The 24,687-nt window shown below is 48.3% G+C and carries 23 protein-coding genes; 12 read left to right on the forward strand and 11 right to left on the reverse strand.

Annotation, left to right across the window (positions count from 1 at the left end; translation table 11 throughout):
* Positions 1-49: 49 nt before the first annotated feature.
* From GA003_15755 to GA003_15765, 3 genes are read right to left on the reverse strand one after another with little or no spacing between them, the layout of a single operon-like run.
* Positions 50-3,799 carry a hydantoinase B/oxoprolinase family protein gene (locus tag GA003_15755; protein QXD27456.1) on the reverse strand — a complete coding sequence of 1,250 codons (3,750 nt, stop codon included), beginning with the start codon at positions 3,797-3,799 and terminating at the stop codon, positions 50-52.
* Positions 3,800-3,810: 11 nt separating this feature from the next.
* On the reverse strand, positions 3,811-4,428 hold the full coding sequence (locus GA003_15760; GenBank protein QXD27457.1) for a prepilin-type N-terminal cleavage/methylation domain-containing protein: 618 nt from the start codon (positions 4,426-4,428) through the stop codon (positions 3,811-3,813).
* A 38-nt stretch (positions 4,429-4,466) separates the two neighbouring features.
* Positions 4,467-4,982 carry a type II secretion system protein GspG gene (locus tag GA003_15765; GenBank protein QXD27458.1) on the reverse strand — a complete coding sequence of 172 codons (516 nt, stop codon included), beginning with the start codon at positions 4,980-4,982 and terminating at the stop codon, positions 4,467-4,469.
* 255 nt (positions 4,983-5,237) lie between these two features.
* On the opposite strand from GA003_15765, the gene rho reads away from it, so the two are divergent.
* The 10 genes from rho to GA003_15815 all read left to right on the forward strand — a co-directional run bounded on the left by rho (position 5,238) and on the right by GA003_15815 (position 14,547).
* Positions 5,238-6,365, forward strand: a complete 1,128-nt coding sequence (rho, locus tag GA003_15770) for a transcription termination factor Rho (GenBank protein QXD27459.1) — start codon at positions 5,238-5,240, stop codon at positions 6,363-6,365.
* A 59-nt stretch (positions 6,366-6,424) separates the two neighbouring features.
* A complete protein-coding gene (locus GA003_15775) occupies positions 6,425-8,179 on the forward strand; it encodes a hypothetical protein (GenBank protein ID QXD27460.1) in 1,755 nt (584 codons plus the stop codon).
* 12 nt (positions 8,180-8,191) lie between these two features.
* Positions 8,192-8,959 (forward strand): imidazole glycerol phosphate synthase subunit HisF, encoded by a 768-nt coding sequence (hisF, locus tag GA003_15780; GenBank protein QXD27461.1) that lies wholly within the window; start codon positions 8,192-8,194, stop codon positions 8,957-8,959.
* Between the two features lie 56 nt (positions 8,960-9,015).
* A complete protein-coding gene (locus GA003_15785; GenBank protein QXD27462.1) occupies positions 9,016-9,891 on the forward strand; it encodes a zinc ABC transporter substrate-binding protein in 876 nt (291 codons plus the stop codon).
* 3 nt (positions 9,892-9,894) lie between these two features.
* Complete coding sequence (locus GA003_15790) at positions 9,895-10,653, forward strand: metal ABC transporter ATP-binding protein (GenBank protein ID QXD27463.1); 759 nt, start codon at positions 9,895-9,897, stop codon at positions 10,651-10,653.
* Positions 10,653-11,489 carry a metal ABC transporter permease gene (locus tag GA003_15795; GenBank protein ID QXD27464.1) on the forward strand — a complete coding sequence of 279 codons (837 nt, stop codon included), beginning with the start codon at positions 10,653-10,655 and terminating at the stop codon, positions 11,487-11,489. The genes GA003_15790 and GA003_15795 overlap by 1 nt, the downstream gene beginning before the upstream one ends.
* Positions 11,490-11,615: 126 nt before the next feature.
* Positions 11,616-12,554 carry a YHYH protein gene (locus GA003_15800; protein ID QXD27465.1) on the forward strand — a complete coding sequence of 313 codons (939 nt, stop codon included), beginning with the start codon at positions 11,616-11,618 and terminating at the stop codon, positions 12,552-12,554.
* A gap of 4 nt (positions 12,555-12,558) precedes the next feature.
* On the forward strand, positions 12,559-13,110 hold the full coding sequence (locus GA003_15805; GenBank protein ID QXD27466.1) for a hypothetical protein: 552 nt from the start codon (positions 12,559-12,561) through the stop codon (positions 13,108-13,110).
* A complete protein-coding gene (locus tag GA003_15810) occupies positions 13,107-13,754 on the forward strand; it encodes an SCO family protein (GenBank protein QXD27467.1) in 648 nt (215 codons plus the stop codon). The genes GA003_15805 and GA003_15810 overlap by 4 nt, the downstream gene beginning before the upstream one ends.
* A gap of 64 nt (positions 13,755-13,818) precedes the next feature.
* Positions 13,819-14,547, forward strand: coding sequence for a 4'-phosphopantetheinyl transferase superfamily protein (locus GA003_15815; protein ID QXD27468.1), 729 nt, complete (start codon positions 13,819-13,821; stop codon positions 14,545-14,547).
* On the opposite strand, the gene GA003_15820 is transcribed toward GA003_15815, so the two are convergent.
* The 8 genes from GA003_15820 to GA003_15855 form a co-directional block, all read right to left on the reverse strand.
* Positions 14,544-15,275, reverse strand: a complete 732-nt coding sequence (locus GA003_15820; protein QXD27469.1) for an SDR family oxidoreductase — start codon at positions 15,273-15,275, stop codon at positions 14,544-14,546. The two genes, GA003_15815 and GA003_15820, sit on opposite strands and share 4 nt — an antisense overlap.
* Before the next feature lie 77 nt (positions 15,276-15,352).
* Entirely contained in the window at positions 15,353-16,588 is a 1,236-nt protein-coding gene (locus GA003_15825) for a glycosyltransferase family 4 protein (protein QXD27470.1), read from the reverse strand.
* The gene (locus GA003_15830; protein ID QXD27471.1) at positions 16,570-17,634 is read right to left on the reverse strand and encodes a glycosyltransferase; all 1,065 of its coding nucleotides are present in this window, start codon (positions 17,632-17,634) and stop codon (positions 16,570-16,572) included. Before GA003_15830 ends, GA003_15825 begins: the two co-directional genes overlap by 19 nt.
* Positions 17,635-17,647: 13 nt before the next feature.
* Positions 17,648-18,865, reverse strand: a complete 1,218-nt coding sequence (locus GA003_15835; protein ID QXD27472.1) for a glycosyltransferase family 4 protein — start codon at positions 18,863-18,865, stop codon at positions 17,648-17,650.
* Positions 18,862-20,034 (reverse strand): glycosyltransferase, encoded by a 1,173-nt coding sequence (locus GA003_15840; GenBank protein ID QXD27473.1) that lies wholly within the window; start codon positions 20,032-20,034, stop codon positions 18,862-18,864. Before GA003_15840 ends, GA003_15835 begins: the two co-directional genes overlap by 4 nt.
* Complete coding sequence (locus tag GA003_15845; protein QXD27474.1) at positions 20,031-20,843, reverse strand: SDR family NAD(P)-dependent oxidoreductase; 813 nt, start codon at positions 20,841-20,843, stop codon at positions 20,031-20,033. Before GA003_15845 ends, GA003_15840 begins: the two co-directional genes overlap by 4 nt.
* Complete coding sequence (locus tag GA003_15850) at positions 20,831-22,093, reverse strand: beta-ketoacyl-[acyl-carrier-protein] synthase family protein (protein QXD27475.1); 1,263 nt, start codon at positions 22,091-22,093, stop codon at positions 20,831-20,833. Before GA003_15850 ends, GA003_15845 begins: the two co-directional genes overlap by 13 nt.
* A 72-nt stretch (positions 22,094-22,165) precedes the next feature.
* Positions 22,166-23,035, reverse strand: a complete 870-nt coding sequence (locus tag GA003_15855; GenBank protein ID QXD27476.1) for a FabA-like domain protein — start codon at positions 23,033-23,035, stop codon at positions 22,166-22,168.
* A 40-nt stretch (positions 23,036-23,075) separates the two neighbouring features.
* On the opposite strand from GA003_15855, the gene GA003_15860 reads away from it, so the two are divergent.
* Complete coding sequence (locus tag GA003_15860) at positions 23,076-24,266, forward strand: glycosyltransferase family 4 protein (protein ID QXD27477.1); 1,191 nt, start codon at positions 23,076-23,078, stop codon at positions 24,264-24,266.
* An 11-nt stretch (positions 24,267-24,277) separates the two neighbouring features.
* Positions 24,278-24,685, forward strand: coding sequence for an acyl-CoA thioesterase (locus GA003_15865; protein ID QXD27478.1), 408 nt, complete (start codon positions 24,278-24,280; stop codon positions 24,683-24,685).
* Positions 24,686-24,687 lie beyond the last annotated feature (2 nt).

Below are 24,687 nucleotides of genomic sequence, written 5' to 3' on the forward strand. Positions count from 1 at the left end.
GGAAAACTAGGGCGATAAGCACAAAGAATCAACCGCGATCTCTTTTTCTTCAGGAAACTCCCCAACCACCACCGCCCGGGGTAAGCATACGAAGTCGATCACCGGCTTGAAGATCGACCGTAACTGCGGAGTCGAGCGATTTCGGATCTTCACCTTTTCGAAGAAGCCGTTGCTCACCCGCCTGACCAGGCTGGCCGCCACACAAGCCATAGGGTTGTTCTTTCCGGTGCTGCGTGAGGAGAGACAAGGTGACCGATTCGGTAAACTCCAATTCCCGAATAACTCCTTCACCACCGGAGTATTTCCCATCTCCACCGGACCGGTTGCGGAGAGCAAATTGTCTGAGCTTTACCGGGTAACGATATTCGAGAATCTCAGGATCAGTAATGCCGGTATTGGTCATATGCGTGTGAATACCACTCTCACCGTCAAATCCGTTACCGGCACCCGCACCTCCTGCGATGGTTTCGTAGAAACTCACCTTCTCATTACCAAAGATGAGGTTGTTCATAGTTCCCTGGCTGCAGGCCACCACCTCGAATGCCAACAACAATGTATCCACCAATCGCTGACTGGTCTCCACATTGCCAGCCACTACCGGAGGACATGCTGCAGGATCTTCGGGAAATGGAGGATTCAATAATCCGTTAGGGATATCTATCGTCACAGGTCGCAAGAGTCCTTCATTCAAGGGCATGGGTTGATTCAGCCAGACTCTAAGAAAGTAGACCACCGCACTAAATACAATACCAGGTGTGGCATTGTAGTTTCCTGGATGCACACCTCCCCCATCAGAAAAGCTCAAAGTCAATGAGTCCCCAGCAACCCTGGCATTTACTTCGATCGGTGTGCCGTCGTCTAACTTCTGTTTGGCTCTGTATTCACCATCCGTCATTGCAGACAGTTTATGACGAAGGCTCGCTTCTGCTCGGGATTGAATCCCATTCATGAAACCGGTAACTTTGGAGGCTCCGTGTATTTGCAACAACTCCTCCAGATCATTTTTACCCTTCAAGTTGGACGCCACTTGCGCTTTCAAGTCCGATAGATTTTCTTCGACCCGTCTCGAAGGATAGGGCCCGTTTTTCAAGAGGGACTCCACAGGACTTAAATCTAGAACGCCTTCCCGCATTATGATGGTTGGCGAAACCACTACTCCTTCCTCAGCAAGTGATCGAGCAGCAGGCGGCATGGACCCAGGAGAAACACCCCCCAATTCAGCATGGTGGGCGCGATTCACAAGAAAGCCAATCAATGCATCTGTATCCGAAAACACAGGACAGACGATAGTCACATCAGGAAGGTGCGACCCACCAACGCCCGGGTGATTAGTAACTACCATTTCACCAGGCGCCCAAGTATGCGTTTTACTCAACGTGCGAACACACATTCCCAGCGCGCCCAGATGAACCGGAATATGAGGGGCATTCACCACCAGACCACCTTGATCATCCAACAAACCACATGAAAAATCGAGCCGATCCCTCACATTGGTCGAAACGGCCGTACGTTTCAATCGCACACCCATTTCTTCTACCAGCGATTGAAATCGATTGCTGAATAACTCGATCTCCACTTCACGCGATGTTTTTAAGATCTCTTTTTCTGAGCTACAGTTCTCCAAGCGCAACGTCCCTTGACTCCCAATCCTCCCCTGCCAGTCCGTATCAATAAATAGGGTACTGAAAGGGTCCTGTATGATTGCAGGACCCAACACAAGATCCCCAGAAGCTAATTTGTCTCGATTGTATACATTCGTCTCCATCCATTTCCCGGCGCTGAATGACATCAACTGCTTCTCAGGATTCAGAGTATTATTTGTGTCAGGAAAGGATTCATTCTCCTGAGCCGAATGCGGCGTGGCTACAACCGCCCGAACACTTACCACTTCCACTCTTGTGAGATCAGGCTCATAGCCAAAAGTAGCCTGATAGTTTTTCTCAAAAAGCTCCAAGGAGCAGGCTCCTTCCTTTGCATCAATATCAAGGGTAGTTTCCTGCCCTACTAAGCGCATACTCAATATGAGACGGCTAAGAGATGCCTTTAAGCGATCTTCTTCTTTCAAGCTTAAAAGCGCCTGATCAACCAGCTCGGCAGCCACAGAGTTTGAGGTCTCTTCCCAGTCAGAAAAAGAACAGAGCAATTGGCGCTCAGCAAAAGCCTCCAAAACTGCACGAGACAGTCCTGCCGCACTTAACAATCCTGCGTCTTCTGGAATGAGGATTGTTTTCATATTGAGTTTTTCAGCGATGCCACAGGCATGTTGCCCACCCGCACCGCCAAAGGCAACTAACGCATACTCTGCCGGATCATACCCCTCCCCAGTCGAAACCTTACGAATCGCATCTGCCATGTTTTCATTCGCGATTTCTAATAAGCCAGAAAGTAACAAATGCTCTTCCTTCTCTGAATGAATCCCCAAATCAATCCCGAGCTCTTTCAAGCGCCGGTGACTGTCTTCTTGATCAACTGGAATTCCAAACTGATCGGAATCCATGCGGCCAAGCAGCAGGTTCACATCTGTAACGGTGAGTGGCCCACCGGTGCCGTAACAGGCAGGACCTGGTGAAGCGCCCGCACTTTCGGGACCTACCCGAAGACGTTCCCCATCAAATTGACAAATGGATCCACCTCCAGCAGCTACCGTCTCAATTTTCAGACTGGGAGCCATTACCCGTGCATCACCGACCCGTGTTTCAAACTGATAGGCCAAGGCTCCGCTGTAACGTGTCACATCCGTACTTGTACCTCCCATATCAAAGCCAATAATTTTATCGTAGCCAGCACGGGAGCCTACGTCGACAGCACCCACAACTCCGCCGGCCGGCCCACTAAACAAACTGTCTTTGGCTCGAAAAGTCTCTCTCGACACCAATCCCCCTGCACTCGTCATCACCGATAAACCATCCCTACCGAACTGGCTTTCAATCCGATCAAGATACCGGTTTAAGATGGGTGACAGAGCTGCATCCACCAAGGTGGTTTCCGCACGAGGCAGAATCCTGATAAATGGAGCGCAATCATAGGAACTCACAATCGTCTCAAAACCGGCAGTTTTCAAAAATGCGCTGAGCTTTGATTCCTGTGAGGCATCCTGATACGCATGCATGAGACAAACCGCCGCCGAATCGATCCCTTGTTTCAACAATGACGTTATCCTTGGTAAAAGTTCATTCGTAATAATTTCGCCGGTGTCTTCATTGATAGGAACCTCAACGACCGCTTCATAGAGAGGCTCTGGTCGACAAATGTTGAGATCAAATAGATCCGGACGTTGCTGAGTATTAATTCGCAATAGATCTCCTAAGCCTTCATTAATAAACAACACGGTTCGCGCAACTTTCCTCTCGAGTAGAGCATTGGTCCCGCGAGTCGTTGCAAGTCGAAGACGAGATGGCGGTAGTGGTTTATTCCCAGGCGTCCCACTTATCACTCGAGCACCAAGTTCAGGAGCTTCACCATCAAAGTGTAATACTAAAAGATCTCCCCGGGTAAGGCCAGCATCGATATCATGCGAAACGATCAGTGTTCGAGTCGACGTATCATAACCGGTAACTCGGGATCTATAATTGCCAGAAGCAGCTTGAACCTCGAAGCCTACAAAGAAGTCATCTGGATACACCTCGGAGAGGTCTGTCTTAATTTTTCGAGTATCCAGATCTTCTATACTCGTCCGAAGCGTGCTGCTACTCAAAACTTTGACTCGATGCCACTTACCATCTGGATCAAGCGCCAAGCAATCGGTGAAGGTCCCTCCAGTATCGATCCAAAAGTCCCAGCAAGCTTCCTCTACAACCATAGGTTTACCAATCAGGAATCCCAACTCTTCAGTTCTGGATAATCATCCTTCTCCTCATCCGTCGTGTAGATGACGATGCGTTGGCGTAAATCCTTTTTCGCAGAATCCGGCAAACTGGCCTTGTTAATTCGGCCATCCAAGTTCGCATCCACCACAATATAAATGTGTGGGTTTCCAAAAGCATCTACGAGTCGCTCACCACCCCCAAGATCTTCCAACTCGGAAAGCTGCAGGTCGAAGTATCGTTTCAGCTTTGGGTTCGTCTTTTTCAGATCGGGGTCGGATTGAGGATCCTCGATGGCAGATCCGTCCGGCAGGCTCAGCGCCATAATCTCAGAGAAGCGCTGCCATTGATCGCCATTGTTTAGATCGATCACACGATCTCCCGAGTCTGAATTGGTACCGATATCCGGATAGGCTCCATTGTCCTTTCGATAGACAGTCAGGGAAGTAATCAACTTTCCAAACAAGGCCTCCGTCTTCGCGCGCTTGGCTTTATTCTGAATTCCAAATACGGCGGAAATCAATAGTCCCAACAAGATACTGATGATCGCAATAACCGTAATTAGTTCAACGATAGTAAAACCCTGGCGCCTTTTTCGGGGGTCTTTGCTCTTTGGAGAAATCATATTCAAAGAAAGGATCTAGAAGCAGGAGTTAAGCCGGGTCAACCATCGGGCCATAGGTTGTCATCATTTTCAGAGGCAGGTCCTTGACCATCCGGACTCGCCTTACCATCAGGTCCAGCAGAGAAAATGAGGAAGGAGCTGGCAGGACGCGCTCCCTCTCCCTTCAGATACTTATATACATATGGTTCCTCCCAGGGATCCAGTAGTTCAGCACTCTCATCGCTACCTATAGTAAAATTGCCAGCTTCCAGAAAAGGAGGATAAGGCGGCACCAAGGTATTTCCTTTGGGACCGAGCTTGCCGTCCAAGGCATCAAATAACTGCCGAGGCGTCCCAACATCGGGATAATCTGAGAACTGGGCACGGTAGGCTTCCAAGGCTACAGAAATGGCAGTTAGCTCGGATGCGGCACGGCTACGATCACCGCGATTGAAAATGCCGTCGGAAATGGAAAATAAAAGCCCGGCAAGAATACCTACAATCAACAAGACGACCAATAATTCCACCAAGGTGAAGCCCTTGCATCGAAAGCATTCTGAAGAAGTTGAAGCCATTAACTCTTCATTGGCATAAAAACGCCATTCGGAGACGAGCTTTTTCCCACTGAAAAGCAATGAAATACAGGGCGAATGCGTTGTTGACAGGGACCATTTCCACCTCAAGATAGCACGCATTCTGGTGAGACGGAAGAGCTGATTTGAGTGTTAATCAGCCGGTTATAGCCACCGTCCGGAACCAGATTCATTTCCCTGTAAACAGAAATTTCTTTCACTTTCTGGACGCTCAGTTTTCATCAATTTACTATCTTTATGGATAAATCCTCCTCCAATACCATCGAGGTTGAGGGAATCTTGAATCTCTTAAATAATAAGACCGGCCAACTTCTGGATCCGCTATATAACGGAAAGCCAAAACCAACGGACCCATTTGTGCCCAGAGAGTTGGTACGCCGCTTCAAGCTCAAAAAAGGACAATACATCAAGGGTGTTGCCTCCGCTGATCCCCGTTTCCCCAATCCCAAGGTAAAATTCATTGAATCGATCGACGGCCTGGACCTGGACAAAAGAAAACGCTGCTTCCAGTTCACCAGCCTCACTACGGTCGCTCCAGATAAGCAGTTAATTCTGGAAACCAAGGAGCACAAAATGACGCTGCGTTGCATCGATCTATTCTGCCCGATTGGAAAAGGTCAGCGCGGATTGATTGTTGCCCCACCCCGCACCGGAAAAACGACTTTGCTTCAGGACATCGCCATCGGAGTGCTGGAAAACCACCCTGAATGTCACGTGATGATGTTACTGGTGGATGAGCGCCCCGAGGAGGTGACCGACATGAAGCGCACCGTCGATGAGGCTGAAATATTCGCCTCATCCAACGATGAACCCGTAGAAAATCACATTAAAATTGCCGAGCTTTGTATCGAAAGGGCCAAGAATCTGGTCGAAGTCGGAGAAGATGTGGTGATCTGTATGGATTCCCTGACTCGCTTGAGTCGCGCCTACAATGCAGCCAAAGGTGGCGGCGGACGCACCATGACGGGTGGCCTCGATATTCGTGCATTGGAAAAACCACGACAGCTCTTCTCGGCAGCTCGCAATACAGAAGAAGGCGGCAGCCTGACCATTATCGCCTCCGCGCTGATCGAAACGGGAAGCAAGATGGACGACCTGATTTTCCAGGAATTTAAAGGTACCGGTAACATGGAAATGGTCCTCGACCGCAAGGTGGCGGAGCTCAGACTCTGGCCCGCCATGAACATCAATTCTTCCGGTACTCGTAAGGAAGAATTGCTCATCGATCCGAAGAAGTTGGACACGATTCATTTCTTCCGGCGAGCACTCGCTCCACTAAGGATTGAAGATGCCGCTGAGACCATGCTGACACGACTCTCGAAGACCACAACCAACGACGCTTTCTTAACGCTAATAAGTCGTTGACAGATAGGACCTATGATTTCCTGATAAAACGTTTCACAAAACACGGCTACAGACTCTAGATGCAACAATTTGCAGACCAATGCACCGAAATGGCCCGTTCTATGTTGGGCCATAATCTCGCCTCCATTAACCAGGACGGAACAATCACCCCGATCGACGGGGAAGAAAAACGAATCGACGAACCTGGCCATGCAGCATTGGCCATCGGAGAATTCTATCGGGCAACCGGTGAAACAGAGTTGGACGGACATGATCTAATCGATCTGGCAGCGCGTTGTATTACCGCTCAAGTGTTCGCTGATCCCGTAGCAGAAAACGGTATCGCCTACGCGGCACTCGGACTCCTCTCCTTCGGCCCAGCCAAAGACCGCAACCCGGTTTGGGAACGTCTCGTCGAAGAAACCCGTACTCGCTTAGATCGACTGCTGCTTGCTCGCTCCGATCACGAAAATCATTGGCAGGCCTTCAATATCGCAAAAGCAGTTGCTCGCTACAGCATGGGTCTGTCGAAGAAAGACGAAACTGGAAAACTGATAGACCGCTTTCTTGAGCGAATCGGCGAAAAGAGTTCAGGCAACTTCCATGACGACGGAGAAGACGGAAAGGGTGTATTCAACATCTACGGTGTACTCTCATTCATTTGCATCCGCCAGGCGCTACAGCTACACGCGAATATTCATCTACGAGATCGCAAACTTCCAAGTCTGAGAACCCATGCGGAGAAATATCTTCGCCTACTCCCTGACCTCGTTCGCGAAGATGGACTCGGTTGGTCATTCGGCCGTGGAGGTGGAGCTTACGGGCAAATGCATTGCATCAGTCTAATTCTGCAAGGATTTCGTGACAATTGGATCGCTCCCGAGAAGCAAGGCCAATACTTCGACCTACTGCGTCGTCTATTCTACTTTTTCTATCTAACTTTTCTCGATCAAGAGAACGGCAACCTAATCATCCGCGATAACCAAAGGGAAACTACCAAACTCCACACGACCCGGATGGCTGACTTCGATGGTGCACGTTATCTAAGTCAATGGGCACGTCTGGCCAAGACGATCAATGCTCCAGAAGCTGCCGAAGGATTTAAGACGAAAAACACCGGCCGCTTCGTTATTTTCGATAAGAGCTCACGCAAGGAGCAAGGGCTATTCATTTACCGCAATGCCGAGTCCGGACTGCACGTAAATATCCCACTGACCCATACGGATGAGGAATACACGTCAGACTCACTGGCATTTCCTCACAGTCCTGGCATTTTTGACTGGCCAGTCAATCGCCAGCTCCCCGTGATGATCCCGGAACTAAAGTTCGGTGATGACTATATCATTCCCAGCTATTACGGCAAACGTTGCACCACGGGACTTGGCCTGCGTAATTCGATTTACTTCCGTTACGAGCAGCCTGAATTGGTAAACACCCAACAGAAAATCGTTTCCGGTCTTGGAAGCTGTAAGGTTAATTGGAGCTTCAATAAGAACACTGTCACCAGTGAATTCATTTTCACGGTGAAACAGCCGGTAACTATGGAGCGTATGCGTTATATGTTGGTGATCGCTTCACCACACTCGCATAACCGTGTAGGCAATACCTTTACGCTTGGCCAGGAAGGCCTTCGCTGTTCGGTGATCAAAGATGATTTCCAAGCACAATGGGCACAAACGGAAGTTGTTACGGACGATCCGGAATACAAGACCCAGTGGGCCAAGATTCACTACTTGCAAACATTGGTAAGGGACCATCCCCTCAATATGCGACCAGGGCAACAGTACCGTCTCACGGTATCTTTCGAACCCGATCTCGCTCGCGCAGAGGGCTAAGCACTTTTAGTCATGTTGTCCTCGCGTATCATCCCCTGCCTGGATGTGACCGATGGTCGCGTAGTTAAGGGAGTAAAATTCAAAGAGCTTCGCGACGCTGGTGATCCAGTCGATTGCGCGAAAGCTTACGAAGCTCAGGGAGCTGATGAACTCGTATTTCTTGATATCACCGCTTCTAGCGACGAGCGAAACATCATGCACGATGTGGTCTCTCAGACCGCGGAGCAGTGTTTCATGCCACTCACCGTGGGAGGAGGACTTCGCAATACAGACGATATTCGAGCGATGCTCAATTCTGGAGCCGATAAGATCAGCCTCAACACAGCCGCTATCCATAATCCAAAACTGGTAGACCAGGCCTCCAATCGCTTTGGCAACCAGTGCATTGTCGTAGCCATCGATGCGAAACAAGTCCCGGGAGAACAAGCCTGGGAAGTATATACGCACGGCGGACGAAACAATACAGGCTTAGACGCTATCGAGTGGGCAAAAGAAGTCGTCAAGCTGGGTGCAGGTGAGATACTCCTGACCAGTATGGATCAAGACGGAATGCTCAATGGATATGATATCGAGCTGACGCGCCGCATAAGCGAATCCGTAGAAGTTCCTGTCATCGCTTCTGGAGGCGCCGGAAATCTCCAGCACATGGTAGATGTACTGGCAGAAGGCAAAGCTTCCGCCGTTTTGGCAGCCTCTATTTTCCACTTTGGCACTTACAGCATTAGTGAGTGCAAAGATTACCTGGCCAATAATCAGATTCCAGTTCGTCAATTAGGCTGAAGTCTTCTTTATTTTAGCCCACTTGACAGGTTCTATATACTGGGAGGCTAACACCCATGCGTTTCCAAAGATCATTCATTTACCTAAGTTTTCTAACGGTTCTTTTGAGCCCTTTGATGGCCTTGTCCAAACCGAGGGTGATTGTATCGATTCCACCACAAAAAGGCTTCATTGAAGCCTTGGTAGGGGAGGCTGTGGATATCCAAGTGCTATTACAGCCAGGACAAAACCCGACAAATTTTGCCCTAAGCCCTAGACAGCTAAGAGAACTCTCAGAAGCCGAAGCTTATTTCTCTGTGGGTGCACCTATGGAGGATTTTATTCTGCCACGCATTGAATCTAATTATCCTGACATTCGAATAATCGATACGAGTGCCGGCATCCGGAAACGTAGTTTGGAAGACCACTCACATGACGGAGATCACCATGAGCATGCTCATTCACACGTCGCCGATCCTCATGTATGGCTAAGCCCTGGATTGGTAAAGATTCAGCTACGTCACTACAGTCGCACCCTCAAGGAACTGTTACCTGAGCTCGGTTCCGACATCGATCTACGAGCCTCACAATTTCTATCTGAAGTTGACCTGGTAGACAAAGAGTTAGCGAACCAACTTAAAGGACTAAAAGGCACAAACATTTTTGTTTACCATCCTGCATTCGGCTACTTCTTGGAACGTTATGGACTTCGTCAGGAAACCGTCGAAATCCGTGGAAAACAACCCAGTCCACAACAGATTAAAAGGTTGATAGAGCATGCCAAAGAACAGCAGGTAAAAGTAATTTTCGTTCAACCACAATTTCGAAGACATTCAGCACAAGCATTAGCAAAGGCCATCGGAGGGACCGTCGAAATCATTGATCCTCTCGCTGAAAATTACTTGGACAACCTCAGGCACATGGGAGAGACCATTGCCAAGAGCTACCGTTAATTCATGGCTGATTCGAATCCACTGGTTTGTTTTAAAAAGGTTTCCCTATCGTATGGGAACAACCATGTGCTTTGCGATGCAGACTTCGATATCGAAGCCGGTGAGCCCCTCTGTGTAGTCGGTCCCAATGGCGGAGGAAAAACAACGCTTCTGAAATTGATCCTTGGGCTTAAACAACCCGATTCAGGATCTATCACCGTATTAGGATCCGCCCCAGACAAAGCAAGAGGTCAGGTCGGATACATGCCACAAGTTCTTGAGTTTGATCCTAAGTTCCCGATCACGGTCGAAGAAGTGATTGGAATGGGAATGCTAACATCGGGATTCGGTGGTTTTAGAAAAGCTAAAAACCGGCAACAGATCCAAGATGCGATGGATGCAGTGGACATTAATCATCGGGCTGATGAACAGTTTTCCGCATTATCAGGAGGACAGAAACAGCGATCGCTTATTGCACGCGCGATGGTCTCCAAGCCGGCATTGCTACTACTAGATGAACCGACAGCCAATCTGGACCTTACTTTAGAAGACAAGCTGTTGGAGACATTGCTACAATTCCACTCAGATATGAAAATCGTGATGGTCTCTCATGACCTTGGGTTTGTTTCAGGTGCCGTTAAGCAGGTGCTCTGCGTAAATAAGCATGTCCACACCCACCCTACCGAATCGATTTCAGCAGAGCTGGTTGAAGAACTCTATGGAGCCAGTCCACGGCGTATCTTGCATGCGTCGGATTTGGGGCATGACCATCACCATCACTAATGGGATCTCTGGGAGACATATTTTTTGACGACTCACTTTCCTTTATGAGTCAGGCCCTCCTACTGGGATTATTAGCGAGTATTCCTTTCGGGACCATGGGGAGCCTAGTCGTTGCCAGGCGGATAAGCTATCTCGCAGCAGCGATTGCCCATGCCGTATTGGGCGGTATCGGTTTCTCGTTGTTTGCGAAACATCAATGGGAATGGACTTGGATTCAGCCACTCACAGGTGCTCTGATGGTAGGAATACTGGCCGCGCTGCTTGTAGGCTGGATTAGCATCAAGCATCGGGCATACGAGGATACTTTGATCGGTGCCATCTGGTCGCTAGGCATGGCGATAGGCTTGTTGTTTATTTTCAAAACGCCCCAGTACGTGGATCCAATGAGTTATCTTTTCGGAGATATTTTAATGATCTCCTCAGTAGACATAACGCTTGTTCTGGTACTCTGCGCAATCGTTGTTGGATTTGTGATTTATAGCTATCAGCCTTTGGTTGCACTCTGTTTTGATGAAGAGTTCGCCAAGCTGCGAGGCATTCAAACGACCTCTCTCTATTTGCTGACCTTGTGCCTGGTCGCAATTACCATCGTTTTTTTAGTGAGCATGGTGGGGGTCATCCTCGTAATTGCTCTATTAAGCTTACCGGCTGCTATGGCTGGACTCTTTTCGAGAAAACTTTGGCAGATGATGGTAGGAGGGACGGTGATCTGTATGCTCTTCACATTTTTGGGAACGTGGCTGAGTTATTCATGGGATCTCCCTACGGGCCCGTTCATCATCTTACTATGCGGTATCAGCTACCTTTTGATGCTGATCCTGAAAAAAGCGCGATAGTGGGTCTAAAAGGGCGGTAATTAGATGAAATGACAGAATTGTCATGAACTAGTGTCACTTTTGTTCATCAAAATACCGTTATATCGGTATACGCAAACGCCTCCTAGTGATCCAACACCCATCGTCATGTTAGTTTTCTCCAAAGTATTTCTGATATTCCTGTTATGTCATTCCCTTCTATTCGTTTACGTATTCGGACAGGATGAAACGAGCCTGAGCGTAGAATCCGATGAAGAAGGATCGGTCAACCTGACCCTTTCAGGAGAAGAAGGCACGTTTTGGACCATTCAACGATCCACAGAGCTTTTCGATTGGGAAAATGTTACCAGTGCTGAGCAGGTAGAAATCGGCAACGATGGTCGCATAAACTTTAATTTGACTCTGACTGAACTCCCCAAGGTTTTTTACCGTGCCTTCGAAGACGATGGTATACCCGCCGCTTTCAAGTTATTCGATGAGAAGATGGAGATGTATATCGATGGCGACTACATGGTCATTGAATCAGACAATGTTCCCAACCACCCAAGCCCTTATTTTTCAAACAGTGATTCCCGTTATGAGGCCTACAACGGAAGCAATAATCAAAACCCTAACAACATCGACGAACAAACGTTCGTCTATAGAATCCCGCTCAAACCGAGCGAAGCCACCAATAAGTCCAACACCAATCTAGGGTCTATTGGTATCGCGATCAACGGAGTCTCCTTGTTTAATCAATATGCTGGGCCCAACAATCAATCCCTGACCAACGAGATAAATAGTTTCGATCAATACAACGGTCACCCACAACGCACAGGGGTATACCATTATCACTTTGAGCCGATCTACTTATCATCCGAACATGGCCGAGGAGCCTTTCTTGGATTCCTACTGGATGGCTTCCCAGTCTATGGTCCGGAAGAAAACGGGGTGATGCTAACCAGCGATGATTTGGATGAATACCACGGCCATTTCGGAATCACTCCAGAATACCCTGATGAGATCTATCACTACCATTTCACAGAAGATGACCCTTATCTAAACGGGGGCCAATTCTTTGGAACTCCGGGAACGCAAACCAACTAGTATCATGCAACGCTCGTTCCTTACATGGTTGATAATTACCTTATGGTTACCCGTTTTCGGAAGCGGTGAGCTTTCGCTTACAATCGGAACCGAGGGCCTGGTTCGCAAACAAGGACTCATGGTTTATAACAATGAGCTTCTTTCAGGTTATACCTACGACCTCTACACCAACGGTAATATAAAGCTGAAGACCCATTGGGTGAATGGTAAGCGCCACGGGAAACAACTCAGTTGGTTTGAGAATGGTAAGATCAAAGAAATCCGTTTCTACAGAAACAATCGAAAGGATGGCCAACACCAAGGATGGTTTGCGGACAGCACACCGCGGTTTGAATACCATTTCATCGACGGCCAGTATCATGGGAGCTCTAAAGAATGGTATCCCGATGGGTCGATTGCTTCGGAACACAATTACGAAATGGGAAAAGAGGTAGGAGCTCAAAAAGTGTATGAAGCCAATGGACAAATTCGCGCTAACTATGTCGTAAAAGACGGTTACCGTTACGGACTCGTTGGATCCAAAAATTGTATCACTTCACCCACTGCCCAGCTATGAGAGTACGACCCTTATTATTTTTCGCGGTCCTGGCATTTGGCGGAATTGTTAGAGGAGAAGCATCAGCCACGCGTCTCCCCTACTACACCGAACCCACATTTACCCCTCGATGGTTTGATGAAATGCCAGAGGATCTGCACGAAATCCCATCCTTCTCGTTAACGGACCAATCTGGGCAAACGATCAATCAAGAGCAGCTCAAAGGAAATATATACATAGCCAACTTTTTCTTCACGGCCTGTCCAGGGATCTGCCCTAAAATGACAGCTAATCTACAGGGCATACAGAGGTCATTTGCTAATGAACCTCACGTAAAGATCCTTTCGCACAGCGTTGCACCCGGAGTAGATACGGTGAAGCAGCTCAAGGATTACGCCGAACGGAACGAAATAGATGGAACGAAGTGGCACCTACTCACCGGCTCACAGGATTCAATTTATACCTTGGCAAGGAAGTCTTATTTTGCGGATAAAGCTATTGGCTTCAACAAGAGCACGAAGGAATTCCTTCACACAGAGAACTTCCTGCTTATCGACTCCGAGGGAAGAATTCGAGGAGTATACAATGGCATCCGATCCTTGGATATGCAAAGGCTTACCACTGATATCCACACGCTGCTAAAGGAAACGAAGGCTAATTCATAAAGCATTAGACTGCCACTCTTTGCTTGTCGCAGTAATCCCTTGAAATCAGCATGTTGTTTTTCACATGCCTACCAAAGTCGATTGCCTTCCCTGGACAGACAATGTCCCCACCACCCTACTGAATGATCTTCTCTCGGCTCATGGTTTCTCAGCGAGCGTCGAATCGACTCCGACCGAGCGCAGACGATGGTTTGTCCCACTCAACGATATTGATAAACACCTGATCGACTGCGAACAGCTCTTGACCGATCCTGAAAGAGAGCGTGCAGATCGATTCCGTCACGAAGGCGCACGTAAACAATTTATTGTCGGTCATGCAGTTATTCATTTGCTGCTTAAACAGTATTTAGGAAACGAATACCCATCTATCCAATGGATGGAATCAGAGCATCATAAGCCTTTCATTCAATTGAGTGACTCATCTATTCCCCTGGAATACAATTTATCCCATTGCGAAGGATTTATTGCAGTTGCGTTGGGTACGATTTCCCAAGGGATCGATATAGAACAAATCCGACACTTGAACGACCTGGAAGGTATCAGCAGACAAGTTTTCACAGAGAAAGAGTTAGCGGAAGTATTCGCTACCAACGATACCGAGAAAAAAAACCAAACGTTCTTCAAGTTTTGGACCTGTAAAGAAGCTGCCCTGAAGGCACACGGAACCGGATTCATGAAAGACCCAAAGTCTCTCGAACTGCATTTTAAATCGGAAGTGGAACCTGCAGCCGAGCTCGTGTATTGGAGCGACTCGATACCAGGATATAGTGCAGCTTGGACTGAACGGGCCTAGCCTCTTCCAAGAAATGGCATGCTGATGGGAAGCACCGTACTTTCCAATACACTGACACCATTCGGTAATGTAGCCATTGAGAGGGCCACCTGAGCTAAGTCGTCCGCATTCATAACGCCCTCTTCATTTACTTTGTCCTCCCGTCCTTCCCAGATCGAGGTCATCGTGTTGCCGGGTTGTAATACACCTACAGAAATTCCATAGGAACGACCATCAAGCGCTAGAGAACGTGTCAATCCCTCCAAAGCAAACTTCGACGTCGTATAGGGAGCGGAATGAACCCTTGGCATTTTTGCCGACACTGAACCGATATTGATGATGCGTCCACGCTTTTGTGGTTTCATCAATTTGAAGGCTTCGCGACTACATAGAAACGCGCCATCCAGATTCACACTCATCACATCTCGCCAGGTTTGAAAATCTAGCTCATCAATCGGACCCCCTTTCGCAAGGCCGGCATTATTCACCACTATATCCAAGCGTGAAAACTGCGAAGCAACTTCACTAAACATGGATTGAACAGCTTCTTCATCCGTCACATCACAGATGACTGCACTTGCCTGACCTCCATCCGCTTGAATCTCTGCGACTACTGATTGAAGTTTGTCATGTGACCTGGCGGCCAAGATGGCATGGGCACCTTCTTTGGTCAGTGCTTTGGCGATAGCGGCTCCAATGCCACTGCTTGCTCCGGTAATGACTGCAATTTGATTTTCTAGGCGAGACATAAGAAATAAGAACTAAAGATGAACGGAAAGAACACTTCTCAGAATTCGAGCAATTTGCCAACAGTGAAGGCTCATTCTCATAAATGAGCTCTTATAAATTCATCCACCCGGCTGGCCATAATCGGGAGCGTATGAAATTCCCTGATACGCCGTGCACCTTGCTCTATGATGCGTTGGATGTCTCCTGCATCAGCGACCTGAGAGATCCGACAAACGCGCGTAAGGTCACCTGAAACTTCAGGATCGAATAAATAACCCGTTGCAGGTTCCACCACCTCAGGAGTTCCACCCGTAGATGAAGCAATCACTAATACGCCAGAAGCCATTGCTTCAAGGACCGTTAATGCAAATGGCTCTTGCCAAATACTCGGAAACAACAACGTTCCAATTTGGCTATAAAACGTTTTGTGAAGGTCTGCGTGAGGCACTTGCCCCAACAAAGACACACAGTCCTTCAAAACTGAATCGTTCTGTATGTGTTTGAAAATCGCTCGCCCATAAGAGCTCCCCTTTAAGTCTGACGCCACCAGAAGTCGGACCTCAGCATCGTCCATGGCAAGCTCCCGAATCGCTTCCAAAGCCAAATCTAATCCCTTTTCTTTTTCTGGGCGACCGCAGAAACCGAAGATCTCACGTTTGTCGGTTGTATGAGGCACTTGAGGAAACTGATCGGAGTTGATACCCCAATGCACGACGCTTTGATTTGGATTTGAGGCAAAGACGTTGGCTTGTTCTTTCTGAAGGAACCGAGAGCCAAATATGACACCCCGAAAGTTTGGTAATAATCCTGACTCCTTGGGAGCAGTGGAATAAATTTCCTGGAGCTGTTGATCTCTCAGCTCACCCTGTCCGTCTTTCTTGGATTTAAAGTGAAAAATGTCAGATGCCAAAGGATCATTTGGCCAATGGTCTGATACAAAAACAAAGACAGGTGTTTCAGTCGCAAAAACGGATGTCCACTCAGGGTATATCAACCGTCGTGGATTGAATACAAATACAACGTCTGCTTCTGCAGCCTTGGACTTAATACCCCGGCCGATTTGGTCGTGGTTTTTCAGAAGTACTCGCTTGGTTCTCCAACCTTCGATTTCTGGACCCAGTCTTCCAGGAAAGAATCCTGTTAGCGTTAAGGGATCTGTTTTAGGCGATTTCTCGTTTCTGACCGCCGAGAGAACTGTGTTCTTCCAAGCACAACCTTCAGCCAAATGCTCCAGAATATTACAGGCACCCAATTCATATCCACCGGCATGATCCGGCGGGTAAGAATTGGAAATAGCCAGGCAATGGATGGGCTTCAACAGGTCTCCTTCCATTTAAGAATTGGTTTCACGGTATCTTTCCAGGTGCCCATGACTCGATCCGCAGCACTATTGGTGGCCGCAGCTAATGTCTTAGAATCGGATACCCAGATGATCATCGCTGTTTCCAACTCGCCAGGGCTTCGGACTCCGATGCAGGACTTGCCATCAATATATGCTTCAAGACTGGGTAGCCATCTGGTCATACAAGGAATTCCCAACCAAAGGGATTCAACAACCGGTAATCCAAATCCTTCCGTGATAGAATTAAATACGGTGAAGTGAGCTTTCGAATACAAATCAAGTAACGTCTGGTCGCTTTGTTTAGACTGCAAGAAAACAGCATAGCCGGCCCTCTGAGCCTTCTTTATCTTTTTAGCAATGGGCTTACCGAAGTGTGGGTTAATCCGGCCAACAAAATGTAGCTCAAAGTCATAGCCTCGATCCCAAAGACCGCAGGCGACTTCAAGAAGCTCCTCCTGATTCTTACGTGGTTCGATGATACCAACGTTGACTAGCACAGGAATAGTTCCTGGCTGATGCTTCCATTCAATTTGAGAGGGGTCGAAAAAGTCAGCCCCCAATCTCAGAAGATCCATTTCGGATCTAGGATCCACCCCAGCACTTTCCCAATAGTCTGTCAGATCATTTTGGCTGGCCTGAGATACGCTGAAAATCTGATCCAAACCTGCCAAGTCGTGCATGTATTGCGGATGACGTTCGACGCTCTTTGGCCAAGTAATGTCCGGATATTTATAGGGAATCGCATCATGAAATACAGCAGCGCTCTTCACTCCTGATTCAATAAGTAGCTGATACAAGCCCGGTCGATTGTCAGACGAAAAAACTTCAGGAGTTAGAAAATGATCTCGCGGAGTCAGAACGGCCTTTTCTCGGCTCCCTGCAAGCTGGAAGCATTTCTTTCTTTGAATCCACTCTACAGGTACAAGTTCGTCGGCCACATGTTCCTCAAGCGCCTGCCTCAGCCTTTCCGATACTCGAATCAGCCCTGAGTGCTGCTTCGAACTCGTTGCTTTGGTGACGTCATAAAAAAGTGCCATACGGAATAGAAGATCAGGGGCTGTTTTCTACGGCAAACTGAAAGGCCTTGTGCAATTGGTTGGAATTTTGATGGGCATCAAAATTGGCTTCCACCCACTCGCGTCCATGAACTCTCAAAGATTCAAACAACTGATCATCCTGAATAAGCAGACGAACTGCATCGACCCACTTCGCAGGATTGTCACCTGGCAAAATAAGACCGCTTTTCCTATCTTTAATGGCTTCTGTAGTAGAGCCTACGTCCGTTGAGAGAACGACCAATCCATGAGCAAGAGACTCACCGATCACATTGGGTAATCCATCCCGATCCCCTTTCGAACTGATGCGTCCGGTAAAAAAGAACAGATCCGCCCAGGCCAATTGTTCCTGAACTGCGTCAAAAGATAGCAGACCCCAGAATTCGACATCGTTGTGCAAGCCTGATTTATCACGATAATCACGTAGGGCTTGATCTAAGCCCCCACTACCGACTATTCGCGCTTTGAAGTCTAGACCACTGGCTTTCAGTTCCTTGAAGATATCAATCTGATAGAAAAAGCCTTTCTTCTCAACGAGACGACCGACTGAAACAATACGAATAGTTTTCCGATTGTGACGCAGGGGTTTAAACTCTGGGAAATCAACCAGTCCGCGACGTATGACCCGTAGTTTCTTTTCGTCAGCCCCCAAGCGAAGTAACTGACGACCTGTATTGCCGGAAGAGCTATGAATCATAACGGCCTCTTTTAACTTTTCCTGCAGATGCCAATCGCCCCCATCTTCAAAGACATCGAAGGCATGGGCTCCCATTGAGAATGGGACGCCAGTCAGCGCACTTAAAAAGTATGCAGCTGATACCGGAGACGTGGCCCAGATTCCATGGATAAGATCTGGAGGATCTTTTTTGATGCTTACCCAATTTACGATGGCATAACCATAACCTAATGCTGTTTCAAAAAAGTTGAGCATGGAAGGCGGTTTATCCGTAAAGAACTTGCCCAAACTCTTTACCAAAGTCCCGGGTTGTCGAATAAGAGCCCAAGGTAGACTCCAAAGAAGGTGCAGTAACTTCCACTTCGGAAACGTACGGATCGGAACCCCTTTATACAACTGTTCCCCTCCCCAGAGGCTCACAATCTCTAAGTCGATGCTTCCAGGTCTGGCCCGAAGGCCATCTACCTCTCTCTGGATGAACTGCTCACTCAGCTTTGGGAAAGTAGTACATATATAGATGACCCGTAACGGTTTCATTTTCCATTAGCAGCTTCCCTGGCCAAGCCAATCAATTCATTCATCAATCGAGTGGGGTCTTCAATTACACCAATCTCTTTACACCGTTCCTGCATGAGCGCGTATTCCCTTCTATGGGTAAGCCACAAGCCCAATTGATAGTTCAAATCATCCAGGTTGGCAATGCGCACCGCCGCCCCTGCCCGATAAAAATACTTAAAGGTCAAACGCTCTTGCGGCATGATTCCACCGATCGTGTTGAAGATGATCGGCACACCAAAGAATAATGCCTCAGCACAAGTCGTGGCACCCCGGCTCACAATAGCATGGCTCACTTGAATGAGGTGATGCATCCGCATGGAGTAGCCTTCCACATAAAGCTGAAAGTCCGGGTAACGCCGGTTCCACTCACGCACTCTTGTTACAGTGGCTTCGTTGCGCCCACACACAAGAATGGCCTGAACGCGGCTGGAGTAACGTTTAAGCACTCGAAGCATTTCCAAGTGATTATGCGAGCCCATGCCACCTGCTGTTAGAAAAATAGTGAGCTTACTGGGTGATAAATTGAGGTCGTTGACGAGGAAGTCTCTACGCTCCTTCTCATCCATGATGCCTTCGTAAACAGCCGGGTGCATTAAGTTTCCACGAACCAGGCAACGCTCAGGAGCCATCCCTTGTTGAATAGCATAATCTTGAGCAGTCTTGGTCCTTGAAAAGTAAAGGTCTGTTGTAGGCTCCACCCAATTTTTACTGTAGCCAAAGCCGCCAGAGAATTCTCCACAATAAGTGGCACATCGTACCCGATCCCCCAATACGCGTCTAGCTGCCTGAAAGTATCCCCGATTCAGAAAATCGTGCACACTGAAAATCAGGTGTGGCTGGTACTCACCCAGAAGGCGCTCAAAGAAAGCTTTACCGAATTTGATCTTATTTCTCTGCCAATAGCCGAACAACTCAACAATCAACCAATAGGGATTATGGAGCAAAGGAGCATACCTCTGAATAAAATTATAGAACCCTACACCAAAGTGAGTCACCGCAGATGCCTCTTCCAAGGGTCTTTCAATACGTACTTCGACTTCCCCATCGTAGAGTTTGTGGCACCATGATTCGAATGCATCCGCACGTGCATCATGTCCCCCACCCGTGCGAGAGGTCAGGACAAGTATTCTTAAGGGTTCTTTACTCACGAAATCTTATAGTAGCTGCGAAGGGTGTAGCGTTTGAGTGCGTTAGGCAAAAGCCGGTTGGCCAAGGAAGCAATGCTTGTTTGAACAAAGGAGCCGGAATACCGAGTGCTATGCCTAAATTTACCGAGAGCAGAGATGAGGTCGGAGACAGCTGCGCTCGTCTCAGGGGCCTCGGCCATGAGCTTTTCGAGCTCATTCCAAACGGACTCACACTCTGAATCATTCTCCAGGCGCTTCTTCATACGCTTGTTGAATGAAGTCTGATAGTCACCAGGACGAAAATCAATGATCCAGGGCGGACGCTTCGGTGATTCAAGCATAAGCGATTGGGAAAAGGCAGAAAGCCCTGCCTTTGAAGCATTATAGGCGGTCATGTAGGGAATGGGCATTTCTCCTGCAACTGAGGAGATGTTTACGAGACTCCCCTGACCGCGACCAACCATCGCCCTGTAAGCAACGCGCCCCAATTGCATGGGACCTGTGAGCAATACACGGATTTGCTCTTCCACATCCTCAGCCGAAATCGTTTTCCATCGTCCAAAGCAAGAGGCCCCTGCATTATTGATGACCACGTCAAAGCCGCCGGACTCACTATCCCAATGATCAAACCACTCTTTAAATTCTCTTTCCCTCGTAAGGTCTAGTTTGACCGGGGTGAATTGATCACTGGACTCCATTTTCTCTGGCTCACGCGATGTGCCCCACACACAAACTCCCTCAGAAATAAGTCCTTCAGAAAACGCCTTACCTAAACCGGAACTAGCTCCAGTTATCAATGCTCGAGAATACCGCTCGCCTAACGTTGGCATGAGCGGAAAATCAACGATGTGTTGGCCCCACCAAAACCACTGCTGTTACTCATCATGTACTCCGGTTTTTCCTGCTGTGTCGTCTGGATAATATTCAATGACTCAGCTTCTGGCATGAGTTCTTCAATATGAGCTGAGCCAGGAACAAAGCCATGCTTATAGCTAAGCATGCAAATACCTGACTCCAAAATACTGGAAAGCGACAACCCATGGCCCGTAAGCGCTTTGGTGCTACTGATCATTGGAGAGGTGCCGGTATTGAATAGTTCTTTCATGGCGATCACCTCGGACAAGTCTCCAATTGGCGTAGATGGAGCGTGGGCATTCAGATAGCCAATTTTCTCAGAGGTAATCTGAGCGTCCTTCAAGGCAGACTGCATAGCATTTTGCAATCCACGTCCATCGGGGTGAGAGATGGCCACATTATAGCCATCGGATGCCTGGCCCCAACCAACGATCTCGCCATAAGGAGTTACGCCACGACGTTGGACTTCCTCTTCAGACTCAAGAATCATGGTGACGCCTCCACCGGAGGAAACGAAGCCTTGTCGATTCTTATCAAATGGTCGTGCTGCCGAATCCGGGTCTGTTGAAAGACTCAAGGCCCGCATGACAGCAAACGGTACGATACTATCGAAATTACAGTCCTCTGCCCCGACCACAAACATACGTTTTTGGCGTCCACGCTTCACCTCATCAAAAGCAAAGCCCAATGCATGGCCTGAAGAGGCACACGCTGAAGCAAATCCCGTTGAGGCACCCTGTATTTGATAATTTGATACCAAGTTAAAGCTTACAGTCCCAGCCACCGATGATACAATATTGAGGGGGTTGCAGCGCATGATCCCGCGCTTGTACATTTTATCAATGCTCTGGTAAAGGAATCGGGAAGAGCCAGCCGAAGCGGTATAGAGCCCCGTTTCAGGATTTGAGACATCGGACTCTTCCAATCCTGCCTGCTCGATGGCTTGCTTCATAGAGCAGTAGGCATACATCACGTGTGGGGAGAAACTTCGAAGCATTTCTCGTCTCAGACGATATTCCTTCGGATAGGTCCAATCCTCAGGGTCAAAGGATTCTAAATCGAAGTCTTTGACAGGGGCGGCCAACTTCACGGGTGATTCAGGAACCTGAAGAGGAGGAAATAGCTCCATTCCATGCTTCAATTCACGAAGATGGTCTACCACCGACTGCTCATCGTTTCCGATACTGCAGATAAAACCCAAACCTGTTACAAATACACGCGACATAACCTGTCAAAACAGGGGTGCATGGTCGCCGCATGGCAATCTGACAGGCAAGCAAATATTTCGGATAAACCGTTAGGCTTCCGTTGCTTCTGCCCAATCAAAAGTAACACTGATGTCCTCGGCCCAGGCTGCACTTTCTCCTTCTACCGTAATCTTGCCTTGAAATTTGGCGATCGGGTGACGAATACTCTTAGGCTTGATGCTCAATGTGAGGGTCTCACCTGGCACACAAATCCGCTGGCAACGCACTGCTTCACAACCAGTAAACAAAATCTTTTTAGGATTAACCGGTTGTCCGGACTCACTTTTATGAGCGGTTACGAGGTAAAATACTGCCAACTGCCCCAACGCCTCGAGCATGATGCTAGCTGGAAAAATAGGATTCTCGGGGAAATGCCCTTTGAGGAACTCCTCCAATCCAGATATGGGATAGATGCCGATGGCCTCATTTTTCCCTACTGAGACTTCACTGAGGAACAGAAAAGGCACATGATGAGGGATGGCTGCCAAAATGGCTTCGACTCCGTAGTGCTTATTTTTCTCAGGAACTGGGATGTTACGGATCTTGGCATCGAGGAATACTCGAACATCATCCAAAGTGCGAAGATCGCGGAGTTCTTCGTTGTCGATTGACAGATCGAGGGACTCCTCAACCAACACAACGATCTCCATCATAGTCAGTGAATCGATCCCGAGGTCATCAATTAGCTTGAGCGATCCATCCCCTTCTTTCAGCTTTGGGCGGATCTCCGGTTCCAGAAATCGCTCAATGATTCCAAGAATGATTGTCGGGAGCAGACTCAACTTGCCTGACTCACGAAACTCAAAGGCAGCTTGACGCGTCTCCTCAGAACAACGCTTCAAACTATCAGCTAAATCACCTCGCTCATTATCAGATAAGGGGGCAACTGCAACGGTATCACTCTCAATCCCAGAATTCATTTGTAATACGCCAACTATTTTAGCTTCATAGCCGTTGTAAATGCTTATTTTGCAAAATAGAGCAGAGCGCCCGCCCAAGGCAAAGAGACGCCAAACGCGTCCTCTATTTATCCTGACGCACGAGTTTCACCCTCAAAAGGGAGGAATTGCCACATTTACTGAGGAAATGGCGCTTTCCTGCAGCCAGCAGGGATTTGATGTTGAGGTATGGGCGCCTGACAATGGAGGCGTGATGAGCGACAAGCCCTGGCCCTTTAAAGTCCGTAGGCTGGACATGAAGGGAACGCAGGACCTTCCCTGCTTAATGGCGACCAGTAAGGAGATCATAGACAAACGCCGAGATTTGAGGCGTGCTGCAGTTTACTTGCCGGAACCAGGCCCCATCTCAGCCATGCTTTACCTCCAATTCTTTAAAGCATTCCAACCGGGGAAGCTCTTTCTTACCTTTCACGGATCAGAGATTCTCAACTACTATGGAAAAATCCACCATCGGCTTTTGCTGAAGAAATTGATCGCCAAAGCAGACCGAGTGAGCGCTGTATCCTCCTATACGCACCGGCTTTTGGTTTCTCGTTTTCCTGACGCAACCCACAAGACGGTGCTTACGCCCTGTGCTTTGCGCTCCGACTTTGTCGGCACAAATCATCAGAAGTCGGCGAATCAGGAAAAAGTAGTGATTCTGACTGTAGGCAGGCTACATCCACGAAAAGGACAAAGTTTCATCCTAAAAACGCTCAACCTACTTCCAGAGCACCTGAAACCCAAAGTGGAGTTCTGGATGGTCGGCAATGGCAAGCACTCGGAGTATCAAAAAGAACTCCAGCGTCTAGTGGATCAGTCTGACATCAACGTGAAAATGCTTGGACAACTCGACGATATAAGTCTTCGAGCAGTCTACAAACAAGCGGACATATTTGCCATGACCAGCCTGCACTACAAAAAGAGTATTGAAGGATTCGGGCTGGTTTACCTCGAGGCATCCGCGCATGGATTGCCCGTCGTAGCCCATCACATTGGCGGTGTTCCGGATGCGGTGGAGCATAACAAGACCGGTCTGCTAGTCCCTCCGGGAAATAAAAAGGCACTCGCTAAAGCCTTTACGGATTTAATTGAAAATCCGGAATTGCGGAAATCCATGGGCCAAACGGGCCGCCAGTGGGTAGGAAAGTATCGCTGGGACAAGTCGGTAGACATGCTGTTCGGCCATGATGACTTGATCATCGAGTCCTAATTCAAACTGTCATGATTCAGAACAAGACCGCCATCCGTGTACGCTATGTTGAGACTGACGCCATGGGATTCGCCCACCATGCGAATTACCTGGCGTGGTTCGAGCTAGCACGAATTGAGTTTATGGACGCCCTCGAAATGCCTTACAAAGAGATGGAGAAAGAGGGTTATTTACTACCGGTACTGGGAGCCCATTTGAAATACAAGAAGCCTGCGCACTTTGATGACCAATTAATCGTCATTTGTACCGCGAGAGAAAAACCACGGATTCGCCTCAAGATGGCATACGAGGTATTTCGAGGAGAGACACTGATAGCGACCGGATCAACAGAGCATGCGTTTATGAATCCCGAGGGCATGCCCATCCGACCTCCCCAAAAGTTCGTAGAGCTCTTTGAACAAAACGGAGCTAACGAATAATT

Source organism: Opitutia bacterium ISCC 52 (assembly GCA_014529675.2).
In the GTDB taxonomy this organism is placed as follows: domain Bacteria; phylum Verrucomicrobiota; class Verrucomicrobiia; order Opitutales; family UBA2995; genus UBA2995.